Genomic DNA, 16317 nt, shown 5'->3' on the forward strand with positions numbered 1-16317 from the left:
CCTCCCGGGCCCATCGGTGTGATTCACGGTAGAAGCCGCGAACACGAAATACAAGAGCCTTCTATCAAACTTGATCTCCCAGGTCAGCGGCTACAATCTGGCCTCGTGACAGAGGCGGCAGGTACGCGGCGCGCGAACCGGCGCGGCATCCGATCCCGGGAGAGCATGCTCGAGGCGGCCATCGCCTCGCTCGCCACCGGTGATCCGGCGGCGGTGTCGGGCAACCGAATCGCCCGCGATATCGGCGCGACCTGGGGTGTCATCAAATACCAGTTCGGCGATATCGACGGCCTGTGGGCCGCGGTCCTGCGCCACACCGCCGACAAGCGCGGCGACCTGCCCGCCCGGCTCGCCCGCGAAGGCACCTTGAACGAGCGGGTGCGTGCCCTGATCCAGGCGATGGCCACCGGTCTGCGCCAGCCCGAATCGCTGGCGATCGAAACCCTGCGCGCCGCATTGCCGCGCGATCACGCCGAACTCGAACGCGACTTCCCGCTCACCGCTACCGAGCTCGCCTCCTGGAAACCCAACTGGGACAACGCCTGCCAGCACGCCTTCGCCGACCTCGAACTCGACTCGGTCAAGATCCGCAAGGTCGCCGCCCTCATCCCCGCCGCCATGCGCGGCATCACCTCCGAGCGCACCCTCGGCACCTACGGCGATCTCGACGACGCCCTCGACGCGCTCGTCGGCGGCATCGTCTCCTACCTCGAGCACTGACATTTCGACCCCGGATACGCCGAATCCGCGGCGGTGCGCCCGAAGGCAGTGCACCGCAGCGGATTCCCCGGCGGGTTCGGCGATCAGGCTCCGGCGGCCAGGCGCAGGACGAGGGCTCCGGCGATGATCGAGGCGAAGGCGACGACCTTCGGGGCGGTGATCTTCTCCTTGTAGATCAGCGCGCCGAGGACGACCGTGCCGATCGAGCCGATGCCGGTCCAGATCGTGTAGCCGACACCGACATCCAAGGTGCGCAGGGCCAGGCTGAGGGTGAAGATGCCGCCCGCGGCGGCGAGCAGGGTGAAGACCGAGGGCCACAGCCGGGTGAAGCCCTTGGTGGCGTTGGTGCCCAGCGCGAAGGCGATCTCGAAGACGGCGGCGATCAGCAGGTAGATCCAGGACATGATGGTGCTCCTCGAAACAGATTCGGGTGGAACGGATTTCAGGCGACGGGTGCGGCGTCGAGCTGCTCGGCGGGCGCGGCGGAGAGCTTGTCGGCGATCTTCAGGCCCAGCACTCCCCCGATGATCAGGACAAAGGCCAGCGCTTTGGCGGGGGTGACGGCCTCATGGAACACCACCGACCCGAAGACCACGGTGCCGACCGAGCCGATACCGGTCCACACCGTGTAGCCGACACCCACATCCAGCGACTTAAGCGCCAGGCTGAGGAAGAAGATGCCGCCCGCGGCCGCGGCGGCGGTCAGCAGCGACGGCCCGAGGACGGTGAAGCCGTGGGTGGCATTGGTCGCCAGCGCGAAGACGACCTCGAAGACGGATGCGATGAGCAGGTAGACCCAGGCCATGGGAATCGATCCCCTCAGTAGTTGTATGTATGTGCAAGTACTTCCTTGCGAGAAAGATCATGCATGTACATGTAAGCTTGTGTCAAGGCCGGTCCCGGAATCCCGTCGGGCCGCCCGTCAGTTCGAGGAGTGAGTCGATGTCATCGCAGGTAGAGGCCACGACCGTGCATGCCGACGCCACCGTGTGGAATCGCATGCTGATCCTGCACGCGCACGTGGAGAACCGGCTGTCGACCGCGTTGCAGCGTCGGCACGGGCTGGGTTTATCGGAGTATCGGGCGCTGAGCGCCCTCGACCAGGCCGAGAACGATGAGCTGCGCATGCAGGAACTGGCCGACAAGATCGGCCTGAATCAGAGTTCGGTCACCAGACTGGTCGGCCGCCTGAACGCGGCCGAGTTCACCTATCGCGACCTGTGCCCCGATGACAAGCGCGGCGTCTACACGGTGATCACCGACGCCGGGCGCACCCGCTATCAGCAGGCCCGCGACACCTACAACGAGACGCTCACCGCCGCCCTCGACGAGATCGCCGCCACCGATCCGGCAATCGCCGCGATCCTGGCCGCCGCGCGCGAAACAGCCTGATCCGCAGGCTTTTCCGACGACACCCGGCCGGCCGAGCGTTCAGTGCCGGTCGGTGCCGAGGGATGCCAGGATGTCGGCGGGGCGGTCGACGAAGAGGAGATGACCGGCCCCGGGGACGACGTGCAGACGGTTGTTCGGCAGTGCTCCGGCCAGGCGGTGGGCGTCGTCGACAGGGACGTTGCCGTCGGCGTCGCCGTGCCAGATCTGTACGGGGACAGCCACATCCGAGAGTTCGAAGCCCCAGTCGCGGGTGAAGACCAGGCGGATGTCGGTGGCAAAGCCGCGGCTGCCCTGTTCGAAGCTGCGGCGCAGGTTGTCCTCGAGTTTGGCGGTCAGTTCGGGATCGCTCTCGACGCGTTCGCGGTCGACGGGGGCCATCTGGGCGACGAGACCGGCGACGCCCTTGTGGCGGCGGATGACCAGGGACATCTCCATGGCCATCGGGTGGACCAGGAAAGGTACGCGGCGCAGGACATTCAGTCCTCGGCGACGCCTGCGCGCCACGGGATCCAGCTCGGCGGCATCGGTCTGTTCACCGGCCGGGGCGGGCGCGGAGACGAGCGCGACACCGGTGACCCGTTCGGGCAGCCGGGCCGCGATGGCGAGCGCGTACGGCCCGCCGCCGCTGACCCCGATCACCGAGAAGCGCGGCAGCGCCAATCGATCCGCCAGCGCGGCCACGGTGTCGACCCAATCGGCCACCCGCTCCCCCGCCGGGAGCGAGGATTCGGCCATTCCGGGCCGGTCCACCGCGATCACCCGTATACCGGCGGCGATCCCGGCTTCGTCGAAAGCCTCACCCTCCAAATGTGTTCCGGGTACGCCGTGGCAGTACAGCACCGGCATTCCCTGTCCCGCACCGTACTCGGCGTAACTCACCCGGCAGTGCGGCAAAGCAATCGTTCGCGACGCGGCGGCACTCACGCCGACCACCCTAGGCGAAACCGGCCGCCAACAGGTCAAACAACCATGTTCCAAACGTGGTGGCGCTAGCGCGGTTCCAGAATGACGACCGGTATGGTCCGCGACGCGGCACGCCGCTGATAGAACTCGAAGTCGGGCACCATCGCCACGAATCGCGGCCACAGCCGGTCGCGTTCGGCCTCGTCCGCCACCCGCGCGCGCACCGCCCGCACCTCACCACCGAGCTCGATGGTGGTCTCCGGATGCGCGAGCAGATTGTGATACCACCCCGGATGCTCCGGTTGTCCCGCCTTCGACGCCGCGACCGCCACCGTCGCCCCGTCGGCCACGTACATCAGCGGCGAGGTCCGCCGGATCCCGCTCTTGGCTCCCACGTGCTCGAGCAACAGGATTCGCCCCTGCGGGTGCCCGGGCATTCGTCCGCCCAGCCGCCCGCGACTCCAGCGATACACGCGCGCATGAATCTTGGTCGACCGCCGCCCCGCGTACACGCCCCGGCTGTTCGCGAATTGCGAGACAGCCGAGACGAACCGGCCCAGTAATGCCATAGAGCCAGTAAACCGCACCGGGGCCTGTTCCATGGGCGAGAGTCGTGCGCCGAAAGAGTGCTCAGACCAGTCGGTCTTGATAGAGCGATCGCTCGGCTACGCCGCTGCGACCGTCTGACCAGTGTCGTTGCCAGGGTGCGCGAATTTCTGGAGTATCGAAGGGGATCGGCTGCGGCCGATCGAGATGTGTTGGGGCAGGGTGGCCGACGGTGGTCGTGTGGCGAACATCGATGGGCCGCCCTGTGTGTCGCGCTTGCGCTGGGCCATGGCGTGGACACACAGTGAAAAGGTCGCGTCGCCAGATTGAGCGAATACACGGCAACCGTCGTGGGAGGGCTTCCTTCTCCGGTTCGCTCCGCGCCCAACACCGATTCCAGATGGATTTCGGCACGGAAGGATCGAAGGCGATGACAGACCTGATGATTGACCCGGCGGCCGCCCGGACGCAGTTCGCCCAGACCGCGGCCATCCCGGTACCGCAACCGCGGCAGTATTCGCCCGCGGCGCGGATGTGGCTCGAAGCCAAGACGGTACTGGTGACCAGAGCCGTCGGCCCGCGGCAACTGGTGACCACGCCGCGGCTGGTGGTGCCGATCGGCGACAACGGGCTCGCGTTCCGGACCTCCTCGTACGCCGCGGAATCCGAGCAGCTTGCGCACGACGGCCGGGTACTGGTGCAGCCCGGGGACTGGCGGGGCAATCCCGTGGTCGGGTCCCGTCAGTTGCAGGGGCTGGCGCGGCTGGTCAGCACGGGCACACTCGTGCCGCGTGTGCAGGCCGAGATCGAGGCGAAATACAGGTGGCGCACCTCGCTCGCGCGCATGGCGCACCGAATGGCCAACGGCTCGGCCCCCTATGGCAACCTCGTGGTGCTGGTGACGGTATTCGAACCCGGTCCCCTCGCCCTCCCCTATTAGCCCTGCGCCATCGGCTGTTTCACCACCGACCACTGGGTGACCGGCAGCTGCGGACGCCAGGCGGTGAATCCGCCCAGCGGCTCGGCGCGGTAGATCTGGAAGCGGCGCAGCGCACCGCCGTGGCGTTCGGCCAGGCGCAGCAGCAGCGCATCGGATTCGGCGGTGACCGCGCTGGCGACCAGTCGCCCGCCGGGCCGCAGCCGCTCCCAGCAGGCCTCGAACATGCCGTCCTGGGTGAGCCCGCCACCGATGAAGATCGCGTCCGGCACCGGAGCTCCCGCGAACGAATCCGGCGCACCCTCGCGCACCTCGATACGCGGCACGCCGAGACTCGTGGCGTTGGCGGCGATCTGCTTGCGGCGCGCCTCCATTCGCTCGAAGGCAATGGCGTGGCAGGCAGCATTCGTGCGGCACCATTCGATGGCGATGGTGCCCGACCCACCGCCGACATCCCAGAGCAGTTCCCCGGGCGCGGGCGCGAGCGCCGACAGCGTGAGGGTGCGCACCTCGGATTTGGTGAGCTGGCCGTCGCCGCCGTACGCCTCGTCGGGCAGGCCGGGAATCCGCGTCAGCCGCGGTGCCGCCGGGTCGGCGACACAGTCGACGGCGACGATGTTGAGGGCGTCCCCGGGCGCGTGGTCCCAGCCCGAGGCGGTGCCGCTCAGCATGCGTTCACCCGGCCCGCCGAGCTGCTCGAGCACCGTCAGCGCCGAGTCGCCGAACCCGTTGCGCACCAGCAGATCCGCCAATTGCGCGGGCGTGTGCTCATCGGAGCTCAGCACCAGAACCCTGCGCCCGCCGGACAATTCGGGAAGCACGGTCTCCACGGGACGGCCGACCGCGCTCACGACCGGTGTCTCGTTGAGCGCCCACCCCAGCCGCGCGCACGCCAGCGATGCCGAGGAGGGTTGCGGCAGCACCCGCAGTGCCTGCGCGCCAACCAGTTTCGTCAGTGTGACCCCGATGCCGAAGAACATGGGGTCGCCGCTGGCGAGCACACCGATCCGGCGTCCGGCGTAGCGTTCGAGCAGTCCCGGCAGTGCGGGCACCAGCGGCGAGGGCCACGGCACCGGCTCGGCCGACGTCATCCCCTCGGGAATCAGCGCCAATTGCCGTGCGGAGCCGAGCAATACCTCGCAGTCGGCGATTTCGCGCCGTGCCGCGCCGCCCAGGCCGTCCCAGCCGTCGGCCCCGATCCCGACTACGACCAGCGGCCGCTCGGGTCCGTATCCGCCGACAGCCTGTCTCGGGGTACCGCTCATCGCCGCGCCCGCCGCCACAGCGCGTACGGCGTGAACCGCATCGCCGTGAACAGCAACCGAATCCGGCGCGGCACATCGACATTTCGCGCCCGCCGGTACAGCCCGGACACCACGGCGTCAGCGACCGAGTCCGGGGTGCTGGACATGATGGCCGGCTTCATCCCCGCCGTCATGCGCCCGATCACGAATCCCGACCGCACCATCAGCAGGTGAACTCCGCTGCCGTGCAATGCCATCTGCAGCCCGGACGCGAACCCGTCCAATCCGGCCTTGGCCGAGCCGTACACGTAGTTCGCGCGCCGCACCCGCACGCCCGCGATGGAGCTGAACACCACGATCTGCCCGTCGCCCTGCTCGCGCAGCAGATTCGCCAGGCTGGTCAGCACGCTCACCTGCGCCACGTAGTCGGTGGTCACGATCTCGACCGCGTGCGCCGGATCTTCCTCGGCGCGCGCCTGATCGCCCAGGATCCCGAACGCCACCACCGCGACCCCGATGCGCCCGTGCTCGGCGACGATCTTCTCCAGCAGCGGCTGATGGCTGCCCATATCGTCGGCGTCGAACTCCACGCAGTGCACCGCCGCCGCCTCGGCGATCACCAGTTCGCGCGCCTGCTCCTGTAACCGGTCGCTGCCCCGCGCCGCCAGAATCACCACCCGGCCGGGCGACAACCGTCGCGCCACCTCGAGGCCGATCTCACTGCGTCCACCCAGCACCAGCACGACGCCCTTGTCGACGTCCCGCGATCCGAAACCCATGGCCCACAGTGTGCCACCCGGGCACCGCCGTCCGGTGCGCCCGACCGGGGATTGCTAGCGTCGAATCATGACCAGCACCGCCGCCCGCCCCGAACTGTCCCCCGCCGCCGCCGACTTCGTCACCGAGCGTCACCTGGCCACCCTCACCACCCTGCGTGCCAACGGCACCCCGCACGTGGTCGCGGTCGGTTTCACCTGGGATCCCGAGGCCGGGATCGCGCGCATCATCACCAACGACGGCTCCGTCAAGGTCAACAATGTCCGCCGCTCGGGCTACGCCGCGGTCAGCCAGGTCGACGGTCCGCGCTGGCTCACCCTCGAGGGTCCCGCCACCATTCTCGAGGATCCGGCCTCGGTCGCCGACGCCGTGGAGCGCTACGCGGGCCGCTACCGCCAGCCCCGTGAGAACCCGACCCGTGTCGTCATCGCCATCGACGTCCAGCGCGTGCTGGCCAGCAGCGTCTTCAAGACCGACGCCCCCGCCGCTGATCACTGACCCCCGCCCGGAATCGGTTGCGCCGATCAGTTTGCGGCGCAACCGATCAGTTCGGGGTGCTGCCGATGAGTTTCGGGCGCAGAGATCGTCACCTCTCCCGAGTGCGCACGAGGGAAGGTAGAACCATGTCCACGCTTCGAGAGGTGTTGCAGGCACACGTCGACGACGGTGGCGTACCGGGTGCGGTGGGGCTGCTCGCGCGCGGCGATCGAGTCGAGCTCGCCGCGGTCGGCCTCGCCCACACCGGTGGCACGGTGCCGATGGCGGCCGATTCGCTGTTCCGCTGGGCGTCGATCACCAAACCGCTGACCGCGGCGGCCCTGCTCATGCTGGTCGAGGACGAGGTCCTCGGCCTGCACGATCCGGTCGCGCCCTGGCTGCCCGAGCTCGCGCACCCGATGGTGGTGCGCACCCCGGACAGCCCGATCGACGAGGTGGTGCCGGCGCATCGCCCGATCACGGTCTTCGACCTGCTCAGCTCCCAGGCCGGGTACGGCTGGGCCTCCGATTTCGAACTCCCCGCGATCCAGGCGCTGTTCCCGGTGCAGCGCGACGGGCGCGAACCGCGGAGCTATCCGGCGATGGACGCGTGGCTGCGCGAACTCGCCGCGGTGCCCATGCTGGCCCAGCCGGGCACCGCGTGGCTCTACGACACCTGTTCGGTGCTGCAGGGCGCGCTCATCACCCGCGCGTCCGGCCGCGCTCTGCCCGAGTTCCTCACGGAGCGGATCTTCGAGCCACTGGGCATGTCCGACACCGGTTTCAGCGTTCCCGACGCCAAGCGCGATCGCTTCACCAGCTACTACCGCCGTGCTGCCACCGGCTTCGAACTCGCCGACGCGCCCGATGGCCAGTGGAGTACTCCGCCCGCGTTCGCCCTCGGCCACGGCGGTCTCGTGGGCACCGCTGTGGACTGGCTGCGCTTCGCCCGCATGCTGCTCGCCGACGGTGCCACCCCGGACGGCCGGAAACTGCTCTCCGCCAACTCCGTTCGCCTGATGACCACCGACCACACCACCCCGGCCACGCGCGCCTACGGCGACCTGTTCCTGGGCGGGCAGGGCTGGGGCTGCGGCGGCACGGTGGATATCGCCACGATCGAAGCGTGGAACGTCCCCGGCCGCTACGGCTGGGTCGGCGGCACCGGAACCTGTGCGTACCTGGTCCCGTCCACCGGCAGCGTCGCCATCCTGCTCACCCAGGTGGGCGTGGACAGCCCGACCCCGGACACGACCATGCGCGACTTCTGGCGCTACGCGGCCGATTTCGACGCGAGCGCCTGAAGTCCCCGTGCGCGTCAGCCCAGGCGGGTCAGCCCATGCGGCCGCTTGTTCATCGATTCGCAGCCGTCCTCGGTGACGATCACGATGTCCTCGATGCGCGCACCCCAGTTGCCCGGGAAGTAGATGCCCGGCTCGATGCTGAACGCCATGCCCGGCTCGAGCACCAGGTCATTGCCCGCGACGATGTAAGGCTCCTCGTGCACAGACAGGCCGATGCCGTGGCCGGTGCGGTGCACGAAGTAGTCGCCGAGACCGGCGGCCACCAGCACGTCGCGGGCGGCGGCGTCGATGGATTCGGCGGTGGCGCCGGGCCGGACGGCGGCGACCGCGGCGGCCTGGGCACGTTCCAGCTCCGCGAACTGGGCCGCGACCTCCTCATCGGGCTCGCCCAGCACGTAGGTGCGGGTGGAATCGGAGAAGTAACCGGGCTCGACCGGGCCGCCGATATCGATGACCACCACATCACCGGACTCGATCACGCGATCCGACACCAGGTGGTGCGGGTCCGCGCCGTGCGGGCCGCTGCCCACGATGACGAAATCGGCCTCGGTGTGGCCCTCCTCGACAATTGCGGCGGCGATATCCGCGCCCACCTCGGCCTCGGTGCGGCCGGGGCGCAGGAACTCACCCATCCGGGCGTGCACCCGGTCGATCGCCGCGCCCGCGCGCCGCAGCGCCTCGATCTCGCTGGGATCCTTCACCATTCGCAGCTCCCGCAGCAGCGGGGTGGCCGAAACCGGCAGCGAGCCAAGCTGTTCGGCGATGGGCAGCAGGTGCAGGGCGGGCATCACATCGGTGACCGCCACGCGCGCACCGGCATTGAGCACGCCGCGGACGATGCGGTAAGGGTCCACCCCGTCCACCCAGTCCACGATCTGCAGCCCGAGCTCCCCGGCGGCCGACCCCTTCAGGGAGGCCAGCTCCAGCTTCGGGATCACCACCGAGGGCGTCTCCCCGCTCGCCGGGATCACCAAACAGGTCAGCCGCTCGAAGGATTGGGCCCGCGATCCCATCAGGAACCGCAGGTCAGGCCCCGGTGTGATGAGTAGCGCGTCCAGATGGGCATTGCGCGTCAACTCCGCCGCCCGCTCCAATCGCGCCCCGTAGACCTCCGCCGCGAACCGTGACTCGTCATGAGAGCTCATGCCGTCCGACGCTACTCCCCGACCCCCGCCACCCTCCAGCCACCGACGAACTTCGCACCCCCACTGCCGAGTCACCCACCCTGACAGCGCACCGACCCCACTGCGCCACAGAACCTTTCATCACGGCGTCCCGAACACTGTGTCCTTCACCGCAGCACCGCACCGCGACAACCTCGCGCCAGGCGAGCACGCTCGCCCGAGCAGCCACTTCGGAGCGACCCGATGCGGCTAGGGTCGAACCATGATTGGTGATAGCCCGGACCCACGGACAGTTCGGCGCTGGCGCGGCTCCGCCGATTCCGCGCACCCGACGACCGCTGATCTCGCCGCGAGCCCGTATCGGGTGGATCGCGACCGCATCGTGGCCTCGCCCTTCTTCGCCCGGCTCGGCGGCGTCACGCAGGTGGTGAGCGCCAGCGGATCCAGCCTGCTGCACAACCGTTTGACCCACAGCCTCAAGGTCGCTCAGGTGGCGCGGGCGATCGCGGAACGCCTGTCGGCCGACGACCGGCTGACGCCGCTGCTGGACGCGCTCGGCGGCTGCGATCCGGACGTGGTCGAGGCCGCCGGACTCGCGCACGACCTCGGTCATCCACCGTTCGGACACCTCGGTGAGCAGGTGCTCGATCGCCTGGCCAGGCACCGATTCGGCCTGCCGGACGGTTTCGAGGGCAATGCCCAGAGCCTGCGCATCGTCACCACCGCCGATACCGGCGGGCCCAGCGGGATCGGGCTCGACCTGACCGCCGCGGTCCGCGCTGCGATCCTGAAATACCCGTGGACTCGCCTGACGCATCCCGACCCGCACCCCCGTCACCTGGCCGAACCGCCCCGGGGCGCGTCCGAGCCCAGCGATGCTCCGGGCACCGGCTCGAGCAAGTTCTCCGTCTACATCACCGAGTGGGACGAGATGGCGCAGGCCAGAGCCCCGTTCGACGGGAAACTCGCCTCCTGGCAGCAGACGGTCGAGGCATCGGTCATGGATATCGCGGACGACATCGCCTACGCCATCCACGATCTCGAGGATTTCCACCGCATCGGGGTGCTGCAATACGCGCCCATCGCGGCCGAGCTCGACCAATGGCGTTCCAGCCGTGGCGAACTCGCCGAACTCGACCGCGCCGAACTGGCCAAGCGGTCGCGGCGGCCCGGTTGCTCGCTCGAACTGCTGCGCCGCCGGCTCCACCACCGCGATTCCTGGATCGTGGACGACGACGCCTTCGCCGCCGCCGTGGCGCGGGTGTCGGCCGAACTGGTCGACGGGCTGCTCGCCACACCCTTCGACGGGTCGGCCGAGGCCGAGCAGACCGTCGGCAGGTTCTCCGCCGGTTGGACAACGAGATTGGTATCCGGCATCACCGTGGTGCCGGACCCGCCGACTCGATCCGGGCATGTGATGCTCGGTCCCGCGCAGTGGCACGAAGTCCAGGTGCTCAAGTTCGTCCACAAGCAATTCGTCTTGCTCCGACCGGATCTCGCGCTACACCAGCGCGGGCAGGCCCAGCTGATCACCGCCCTCGTCGAGGCCCTCGACCACTGGCTCGAAGACCGCTACGAGGCCAAACGGCTGCCGCACCGGCTGCAGGACCTGGCCGAACGCGCCGAAGAGGAATACAGCGCCCTCGCCGCCACCGACCTGTCCGTCATCGGCCTCGCGGATGAGATTCCGCGCGGCATGGAGCGAATCCGCAAGCTGGCGCGGGGACGCGCGGTCATCGATTTCGTCGCCTCGCTGACCGACGGCCAGGCCGCCGCGCTGCTCGACGCCCTGTCCGGCCGCAGCTCCCAACCGTGGTCGGACATGTACGTGCTCTAGCCGCCGTGCGCCTGGATGTCGGCCGGTCCCGGTAGGGTCGTGCGCTATGAGCAACCCTGCCGCCGGTCCGCTGTTGCTGCTCGATGGGGCGAGTCTGTGGTTCCGGGCGTTCTACGCGATCCCGGACAAGATCACCGCACCCGACGGGCGACCGGTGAATGCCCTGCGCGGCTTCACCGATATGGTCGCGGCCCTGGTCAAGCAGCATGCGCCGAGCCGGTTGGTGGTGTGCCTGGACCTGGATTGGCGGCCGCAGTACCGGGTCGATCTGGTGCCCTCCTACAAGGCGCATCGCGTCGCCGAGGAGGGCGGCGTCTCGGCCGACGGGGTGGAGCTCGAGGAAGTGCCGGACACGCTGACGCCGCAGGTCGACATGATCATGGAGGTGCTGGAGGCCGCCGGTATCGCGACCGCCGGGGCCGTGGGCCTCGAGGCCGATGACGTGATCGGGACGCTCGCCACCCGTGAGAGCACCGACGAGGTGATCGTGGTCAGCGGCGATCGGGACCTGCTGCAGCTCGTACGCGATACCCCGGCCCCTCCGGTGCGCGTGTTCTACGTCGGCCGCGGCCTGGCCAAGGCGGAGCTGTGGGGCCCGGCCGAGGTGTCCGCGAAATACGGTGTGCCCGAACAGAACGCGGGCCCGGCCTACGCCGATATGGCCACGCTGCGCGGCGACGCCTCCGACGGCCTGCCCGGTGTCGCGGGCATCGGCGACAAGTCCGCCGCTCAGCTGATCTCCAAATACGGTTCTGTCGAGGACTTGCGCGCCGCGGCCGCCGACCCGGACTCGGATATGGCCAAGGGCGTGCGCGCCAAACTCATTGCCGCCGATGATTATCTGAAGGCCGCGGCTCCCGTGGTCCGGGTGGTCCGCGATGCCCAGGTCGACTACTCCGGCCCGGACCTATTGGCCCGCCTCCCGGCCGATCCGGATCGACTGGCGCAGTTGGCCGTTGCCTACAACGCCGAGAGCCCGGTCAAGCGCCTGATCACCGCCCTGGCCAAGCGCTGAGGACGACACCCGAGGGCCGGTCAGTGCCGTAGCGGCCCGACCGGCCAGGTTTCAGGCTTGCCGTCGAGATCGGTGATGGCCGCCTCGGTGAAGAATCCGTCCTGCAATTTCCGCAGCGTGATGTGGGTGCCGCCGCTGGCCAGCTTCCCGGCCGCGCAACTCGGCTGACAGACCCGCCGGTACTCGGTGCCGTCGCCCTCGGCGGTATCGGGTCCCCAACTGCTCCAGGTGATATCGCGGACGCTGAGCCCGCCGTCCCCGCAGGCCAGCACCATGCTCGACGGCTGCACGTCGGTCTTGCCGCTGATGCAGTCATTGACCATCGGGGTCGCACCCTCGGCCCCGGCGAACGGTGCCGACGCCAGTCCGGCGGCGGCCACCGCGGCCACGGTCGCGGTCCAGCCGATGGTTCGAACTGTCAGGTTCATAACTCCCCCCGATCACGATCAAGTAGAGAATTTCCGCCCACTGTACTCGCGACAGGAAACGAGACAACCCCCGGCAATCGCGAAGGCCCGGCCGCGATCTCATCGATCACGCCCGGGCCCAACACAATTGGCCGTCAAGCTACCGGCGAGAAATCAGCTCGGACGGCCGACCTCGTAGGTGCCGTCATCCTTGGTGATCTTGATGGTCACCTTCTTGGCCTCGCCGCCCACCTTGAGGGTGCAGTCGAAGGTCTTGTCGACCTCGACCTTCTCCCCCGACGGGCAGCTCACGTCCTGGACGTCGTCGATGCCGTAGGAGTCCTTGAGCACCTTCTGCACACCGGTCGCCACGGCCTTGTTGTCCAGCTGGTCCTTGCTCAGCAGCCAGGCCAGACCACCACCGGCCGCGGCCAGCACGACCACGACGGCAGCCACGATGCCGATGATCAGGCCGGTCTTCTTCTTGGCGGGCGCCTGCTGCTGCGGCCACTGCTGACCGGGCTGCTGGTTCCAATCCTGCTGACCGGGCTGACCCTGCTGCGGCCACTGCGGCTGCGACTGCCCCCACTGCTGCACCGGCTGCTGCGGCTGGCTCTGACCCCAGGGCTGCTGGACCGGCTGCTGCGGCTGGGACTGTCCCCACGGCTGCTGCTGCGGTTGCTGCGGCTGGCTCTGCCCCCACGGCTGCTGTTGCGGCTGTTGCTGGGACGGATCGCCCCACTGCGTGGTCGGCTGCGCGGGCTGCTGGCCACCCCATTGCTGAGTCGGTCCGGCGCCGGGCGCGGGCTGCTGCCCACCCCACTGCTGCGTCGGATCGTTGCCTCCCCCTTGAGGGGCGTCATTCGGTCCGTACGGGCCGCTCATTGCTTGCCTCCACTCGCAAATCCGTTGCTCTTTATCAAAGCACAGTCGTATCTACTACGCCGCGTCCACGGCAACGACACCCCGGCGGATGGCCCGCACGGCCTTGCTCGCGGTGGCCGCCACCTCGACATCGTCGGCGGTGCTGTGAATCTGGTCCAGCAGATCGATGACCTGACGGCACCAGCGCACGAAATCGCCCGCCGAGAGCGGGTTTCCGCGATCACCGCTGGCGAGCAGCGCATCAGCTAGATCGTCGCCGCGCGCCCAGGTGTAAACACCGGTGACGAAACCCAGGTCGGGTTCGCGGGTGGGCGCCAGCCGGTGCCGCGACTCGTCGGCGCGCAGCTGCGACCACACCCCGATGGTGGCGTCCACGGCCCGGCGGATCGGCGCGGTCGGTCCGGAGGCGCCCAGGTAGCCGCCCTCCTGCCGCGATTCGTACACCAGGATCGACACCACCGCCGCCAGCTCGGCCGGTCCGAGCCCGCGCCACAGTCCCTGCCGAAGCGCCTCGGCCACAACCAGATCCGCCTCGGCGTAGATGCGCGTCAGCCGGCGACCGTCCTGGGTGATCTCGCCGTCGGCGACGTAGCCGCGTTCCTCGAGCAGCCCGATGATCCGGTCGAAGGTGCGCGCCAGGGAGTTGGTGGTGGCCGCGACCTGCTGGCGCAGGTGCTCGGTCTCCCGGTCGATGCGGTTGTAGCGTTCCCCGATGCGCGCCAGCTGTTCTCGATCCGGCCGCGAGTGCGCGGGATGATTGCGCAGCGCGCGCCTGAGCGTTTGCAGATCGCGGTCGTCGGCGGCCTTGGACTTGCCGCCCTGGCGGCCGCGCCGGGGCGCGGTGATGCCGGTGCTGCGCAGCGCCGAGGCCAGATCCCGGCGCACCCGCGCGGTGCGGTGGTCGACATGCTTCGGAAGCCGCAGCCGCCCCAGCGATTCGGCCGGGGTCGGGAAGTCGGCGGCCGAGACGCGCCCGGCCCACTTGTCCTCGGTGAGGACCAGCGGACGCGGATCGCCCGGTGTCTGATCGGGTTCCAGGATCACGGCCAACCCCTGACGGCGACCCGACGGGATCGCGACCACGTCACCTCGACGCAGCGCGGTCAACGCCGCCACGGCCGCCTGCCGGCGGTCGGTGCGACCCTGCCGTTCGATGTGCCGTTCGCGTTCGCGAATGCGTTCGCGCAGTTGGATGTACTCGAAGAAGCTCTCGTCGCCGAGCTGCGAGCGCAGCTTGCGCATCTGGGCCTCGTTGCGTTCGATGCCCCGCACCAACCCCACGACCGACCGGTCGGCCTGGAACTGGGCGAAGGACCGCTCCAGCAACGCCCGGGATTCCACCGCGCCCATGCGATCGACCAGGTTGATCGACATGTTGTAGCCCGGCCGGAACGAGGACCGCAGCGGATAGGTCCGCGTCGAGGCCAGGCCCGCCACCGCGCTGGTGTCGACCTCGGGCTGCCACAGCACCACCGCGTGGCCCTCGACATCGATGCCGCGTCGGCCCGCGCGGCCGGTGAGCTGCGTGTATTCCCCCGGCGTCAGCTCGGCGTGGCTCTCGCCGTTGAACTTCACCAGCCGCTCGAGCACCACCGTCCGCGCGGGCATGTTGATGCCCAGAGCCAGTGTCTCCGTGGCGAATACCGCGCGCACCAGCCCGCGCACGAACAGCTCCTCGACCGTGTGCCGGAACGCGGGCAGCATGCCGGCGTGGTGCGCGGCGAACCCGCGGTGCAGCGCCTCGCGCCATTCCCAGTACCCGAGCACCTCGAGGTCGCTGCGCGGCAGGTCCCCGGTGTGCTTCTCGATGATCGCGTCGACTTCCTCGCGGTCGTCGTCGCGGGAGAGATCCAGCCGGGAGCGCACGCACTGGGCAAGCGCCCCATCGCATCCCGCGCGGCTGAAGATGAACGTGATCGCGGGCAGCAGCCCCTCGTCGTCGAGTTTGGCGATCACCTCCGGCCGCGGCATGGGCCGGAACGAGCGCCGCGGCCCGCCCCGCCCGCGCCCGGGCACGGCCCAATTGTCCATCCGGTCAACGGATTCGCGGTGCTTGATGTAGCGCACCAGATCCCCGTCCACGATCACCTTGGCATCGCTGGACTTGGAGTCGAACAGGTCGAACATGCGCTTGCCGACCATGACGTGCTGCCACAGCGGCACCGGCCGGGTCTCGTCGACGATGACGGCGGTGTCGCCGCGCACGGTCTCCATCCACGCGCCGAACTCCTCGGCATTGGAGACCGTCGCCGACAGGCTGACCAGGCGCACCTCGGGCGGCAGGTGCAGGATGACCTCTTCCCACACCGCGCCGCGGAAGCGGTCGGCCAGGTAGTGCACCTCGTCCATGACGACATACGAAAGCCCGCGCAGCGCATCCGAACTCGCGTAGAGCATGTTGCGCAGCACCTCGGTGGTCATCACCACCACCGAGGCGTCGGGATTGATGGACTGGTCGCCGGTCAGCAAGCCGACCTCGTCGCGACCGTAGCGTTCGGTGAGATCGGCGAACTTCTGATTCGACAGCGCCTTGATCGGCGTCGTGTAGAAGCATTTGCTGCCCGAGGCCAGCGCCAGGTGGACGGCGAATTCGCCCACCACGGTCTTGCCCGCGCCGGTGGGCGCGCAGACGAGCACACTGTGCCCGCCCTCGAGCGCCACACACGACTGCCGCTGGAACGGATCGAGCTCGAATTTCAGTTCGGCGGCGAATGCCGCCAGTTCGCCAGTAAGCGACCTTGATGTCACT

At 69.2% G+C, this 16317-nt stretch carries 17 protein-coding genes; 7 read left to right on the top strand and 10 right to left on the bottom strand.

The genetic code is table 11. The annotated features are described in order from the left end of the window. Positions 1-105 precede the first annotated feature (105 nt). Entirely contained in the window at positions 106-720 is a 615-nt protein-coding gene (locus ON43_RS18090; RefSeq protein WP_040808980.1) for a TetR/AcrR family transcriptional regulator, read from the top strand. An 83-nt stretch (positions 721-803) separates the two neighbouring features. Here ON43_RS18090 and ON43_RS18095 read toward each other — a convergent pair whose 3' ends face one another. Then, a complete protein-coding gene (locus ON43_RS18095; RefSeq protein ID WP_040808981.1) occupies positions 804-1124 on the bottom strand; it encodes a DMT family transporter in 321 nt (106 codons plus the stop codon). A 38-nt stretch (positions 1125-1162) separates the two neighbouring features. Further along, positions 1163-1525 (bottom strand): DMT family transporter, encoded by a 363-nt coding sequence (locus ON43_RS18100; protein ID WP_040808983.1) that lies wholly within the window; start codon positions 1523-1525, stop codon positions 1163-1165. 137 nt (positions 1526-1662) lie between these two features. Here ON43_RS18100 and ON43_RS18105 point away from each other — a divergent pair, with 137 nt between their 5' ends. Continuing rightward, positions 1663-2112 (top strand): MarR family winged helix-turn-helix transcriptional regulator, encoded by a 450-nt coding sequence (locus ON43_RS18105; RefSeq protein ID WP_040808985.1) that lies wholly within the window; start codon positions 1663-1665, stop codon positions 2110-2112. Between the two features lie 39 nt (positions 2113-2151). Here ON43_RS18105 and ON43_RS42585 read toward each other — a convergent pair whose 3' ends face one another. Next, positions 2152-3036: an alpha/beta fold hydrolase gene (locus ON43_RS42585; RefSeq protein WP_157514098.1), complete on the bottom strand. Its 885-nt coding sequence runs from the start codon at positions 3034-3036 to the stop codon at positions 2152-2154. A gap of 65 nt (positions 3037-3101) precedes the next feature. Next, positions 3102-3584 (bottom strand): nitroreductase family deazaflavin-dependent oxidoreductase, encoded by a 483-nt coding sequence (locus ON43_RS18115; protein WP_083913508.1) that lies wholly within the window; start codon positions 3582-3584, stop codon positions 3102-3104. A gap of 407 nt (positions 3585-3991) precedes the next feature. Here ON43_RS18115 and ON43_RS18120 point away from each other — a divergent pair, with 407 nt between their 5' ends. Then, the gene (locus tag ON43_RS18120; protein ID WP_157514099.1) at positions 3992-4501 is read left to right on the top strand and encodes a hypothetical protein; all 510 of its coding nucleotides are present in this window, start codon (positions 3992-3994) and stop codon (positions 4499-4501) included. Here ON43_RS18120 and ON43_RS18125 read toward each other — a convergent pair. Continuing rightward, a complete protein-coding gene (locus ON43_RS18125) occupies positions 4498-5763 on the bottom strand; it encodes a bifunctional cobalt-precorrin-7 (C(5))-methyltransferase/cobalt-precorrin-6B (C(15))-methyltransferase (RefSeq protein ID WP_051178649.1) in 1266 nt (421 codons plus the stop codon). The two genes, ON43_RS18120 and ON43_RS18125, sit on opposite strands and share 4 nt — an antisense overlap. Then, the gene (locus tag ON43_RS18130) at positions 5760-6521 is read right to left on the bottom strand and encodes an SDR family NAD(P)-dependent oxidoreductase (protein WP_040808987.1); all 762 of its coding nucleotides are present in this window, start codon (positions 6519-6521) and stop codon (positions 5760-5762) included. Before ON43_RS18130 ends, ON43_RS18125 begins: the two co-directional genes overlap by 4 nt. 67 nt (positions 6522-6588) lie before the next feature. Here ON43_RS18130 and ON43_RS18135 point away from each other — a divergent pair, with 67 nt between their 5' ends. Together ON43_RS18135 and ON43_RS18140 are read left to right on the top strand one after the other, a co-directional pair. Continuing rightward, positions 6589-7017, top strand: a complete 429-nt coding sequence (locus tag ON43_RS18135; protein ID WP_040808989.1) for a PPOX class F420-dependent oxidoreductase — start codon at positions 6589-6591, stop codon at positions 7015-7017. Between the two features lie 125 nt (positions 7018-7142). Then, the gene (locus ON43_RS18140) at positions 7143-8300 is read left to right on the top strand and encodes a serine hydrolase domain-containing protein (RefSeq protein ID WP_040808991.1); all 1158 of its coding nucleotides are present in this window, start codon (positions 7143-7145) and stop codon (positions 8298-8300) included. Positions 8301-8314: 14 nt separating this feature from the next. Here the strand turns inward: ON43_RS18140 and ON43_RS18145 are convergent, their stop codons facing one another. After that, the gene (locus ON43_RS18145) at positions 8315-9445 is read right to left on the bottom strand and encodes a M24 family metallopeptidase (protein ID WP_040808993.1); all 1131 of its coding nucleotides are present in this window, start codon (positions 9443-9445) and stop codon (positions 8315-8317) included. Between the two features lie 241 nt (positions 9446-9686). On the opposite strand from ON43_RS18145, the gene ON43_RS18150 reads away from it, so the two are divergent. Together ON43_RS18150 and ON43_RS18155 are read left to right on the top strand one after the other, a co-directional pair. Continuing rightward, a complete protein-coding gene (locus ON43_RS18150) occupies positions 9687-11261 on the top strand; it encodes a deoxyguanosinetriphosphate triphosphohydrolase family protein (protein WP_040808995.1) in 1575 nt (524 codons plus the stop codon). 46 nt (positions 11262-11307) lie between these two features. Further along, positions 11308-12276, top strand: a complete 969-nt coding sequence (locus ON43_RS18155) for a 5'-3' exonuclease (protein ID WP_040808997.1) — start codon at positions 11308-11310, stop codon at positions 12274-12276. A 20-nt stretch (positions 12277-12296) separates the two neighbouring features. Here ON43_RS18155 and ON43_RS42590 read toward each other — a convergent pair whose 3' ends face one another. The 3 genes from ON43_RS42590 to ON43_RS18170 form a co-directional block, all read right to left on the bottom strand. Further along, on the bottom strand, positions 12297-12704 hold the full coding sequence (locus ON43_RS42590; RefSeq protein WP_051178627.1) for a hypothetical protein: 408 nt from the start codon (positions 12702-12704) through the stop codon (positions 12297-12299). Between the two features lie 153 nt (positions 12705-12857). Next, positions 12858-13568, bottom strand: coding sequence for a DUF4333 domain-containing protein (locus ON43_RS18165; RefSeq protein WP_040808999.1), 711 nt, complete (start codon positions 13566-13568; stop codon positions 12858-12860). Between the two features lie 54 nt (positions 13569-13622). Continuing rightward, positions 13623-16316 (bottom strand): DEAD/DEAH box helicase, encoded by a 2694-nt coding sequence (locus ON43_RS18170; RefSeq protein WP_040809001.1) that lies wholly within the window; start codon positions 16314-16316, stop codon positions 13623-13625. Position 16317 lies beyond the last annotated feature (1 nt).

This window comes from Nocardia concava NBRC 100430 (genome assembly GCF_000308815.1).
In the GTDB taxonomy this organism is placed as follows: Bacteria; Actinomycetota; Actinomycetes; order Mycobacteriales; family Mycobacteriaceae; genus Nocardia; species Nocardia concava.

Excerpts from the sequence above, each read along its gene's own strand:
- ON43_RS18095 (WP_040808981.1), bottom strand. The coding sequence starts at position 1,124 with ATGTCCTGGATCTACCTGCTGATCGCCGCCGTCTTCGAGATCGCCTTC.
- ON43_RS18100 (WP_040808983.1), bottom strand. The coding sequence starts at position 1,525 with ATGGCCTGGGTCTACCTGCTCATCGCATCCGTCTTCGAGGTCGTCTTC.
- ON43_RS18105 (WP_040808985.1), top strand. The coding sequence starts at position 1,663 with ATGTCATCGCAGGTAGAGGCCACGACCGTGCATGCCGACGCCACCGTG.
- ON43_RS18115 (WP_083913508.1), bottom strand. The coding sequence starts at position 3,584 with ATGGCATTACTGGGCCGGTTCGTCTCGGCTGTCTCGCAATTCGCGAAC.
- ON43_RS18120 (WP_157514099.1), top strand. The coding sequence starts at position 3,992 with ATGACAGACCTGATGATTGACCCGGCGGCCGCCCGGACGCAGTTCGCC.
- ON43_RS18125 (WP_051178649.1), bottom strand. The coding sequence starts at position 5,763 with ATGAGCGGTACCCCGAGACAGGCTGTCGGCGGATACGGACCCGAGCGG.
- ON43_RS18130 (WP_040808987.1), bottom strand. The coding sequence starts at position 6,521 with ATGGGTTTCGGATCGCGGGACGTCGACAAGGGCGTCGTGCTGGTGCTG.
- ON43_RS18135 (WP_040808989.1), top strand. The coding sequence starts at position 6,589 with ATGACCAGCACCGCCGCCCGCCCCGAACTGTCCCCCGCCGCCGCCGAC.
- ON43_RS18140 (WP_040808991.1), top strand. The coding sequence starts at position 7,143 with ATGTCCACGCTTCGAGAGGTGTTGCAGGCACACGTCGACGACGGTGGC.
- ON43_RS18145 (WP_040808993.1), bottom strand. The coding sequence starts at position 9,445 with ATGAGCTCTCATGACGAGTCACGGTTCGCGGCGGAGGTCTACGGGGCG.
- ON43_RS18150 (WP_040808995.1), top strand. The coding sequence starts at position 9,687 with ATGATTGGTGATAGCCCGGACCCACGGACAGTTCGGCGCTGGCGCGGC.
- ON43_RS18155 (WP_040808997.1), top strand. The coding sequence starts at position 11,308 with ATGAGCAACCCTGCCGCCGGTCCGCTGTTGCTGCTCGATGGGGCGAGT.
- ON43_RS42590 (WP_051178627.1), bottom strand. The coding sequence starts at position 12,704 with ATGAACCTGACAGTTCGAACCATCGGCTGGACCGCGACCGTGGCCGCG.
- ON43_RS18165 (WP_040808999.1), bottom strand. The coding sequence starts at position 13,568 with ATGAGCGGCCCGTACGGACCGAATGACGCCCCTCAAGGGGGAGGCAAC.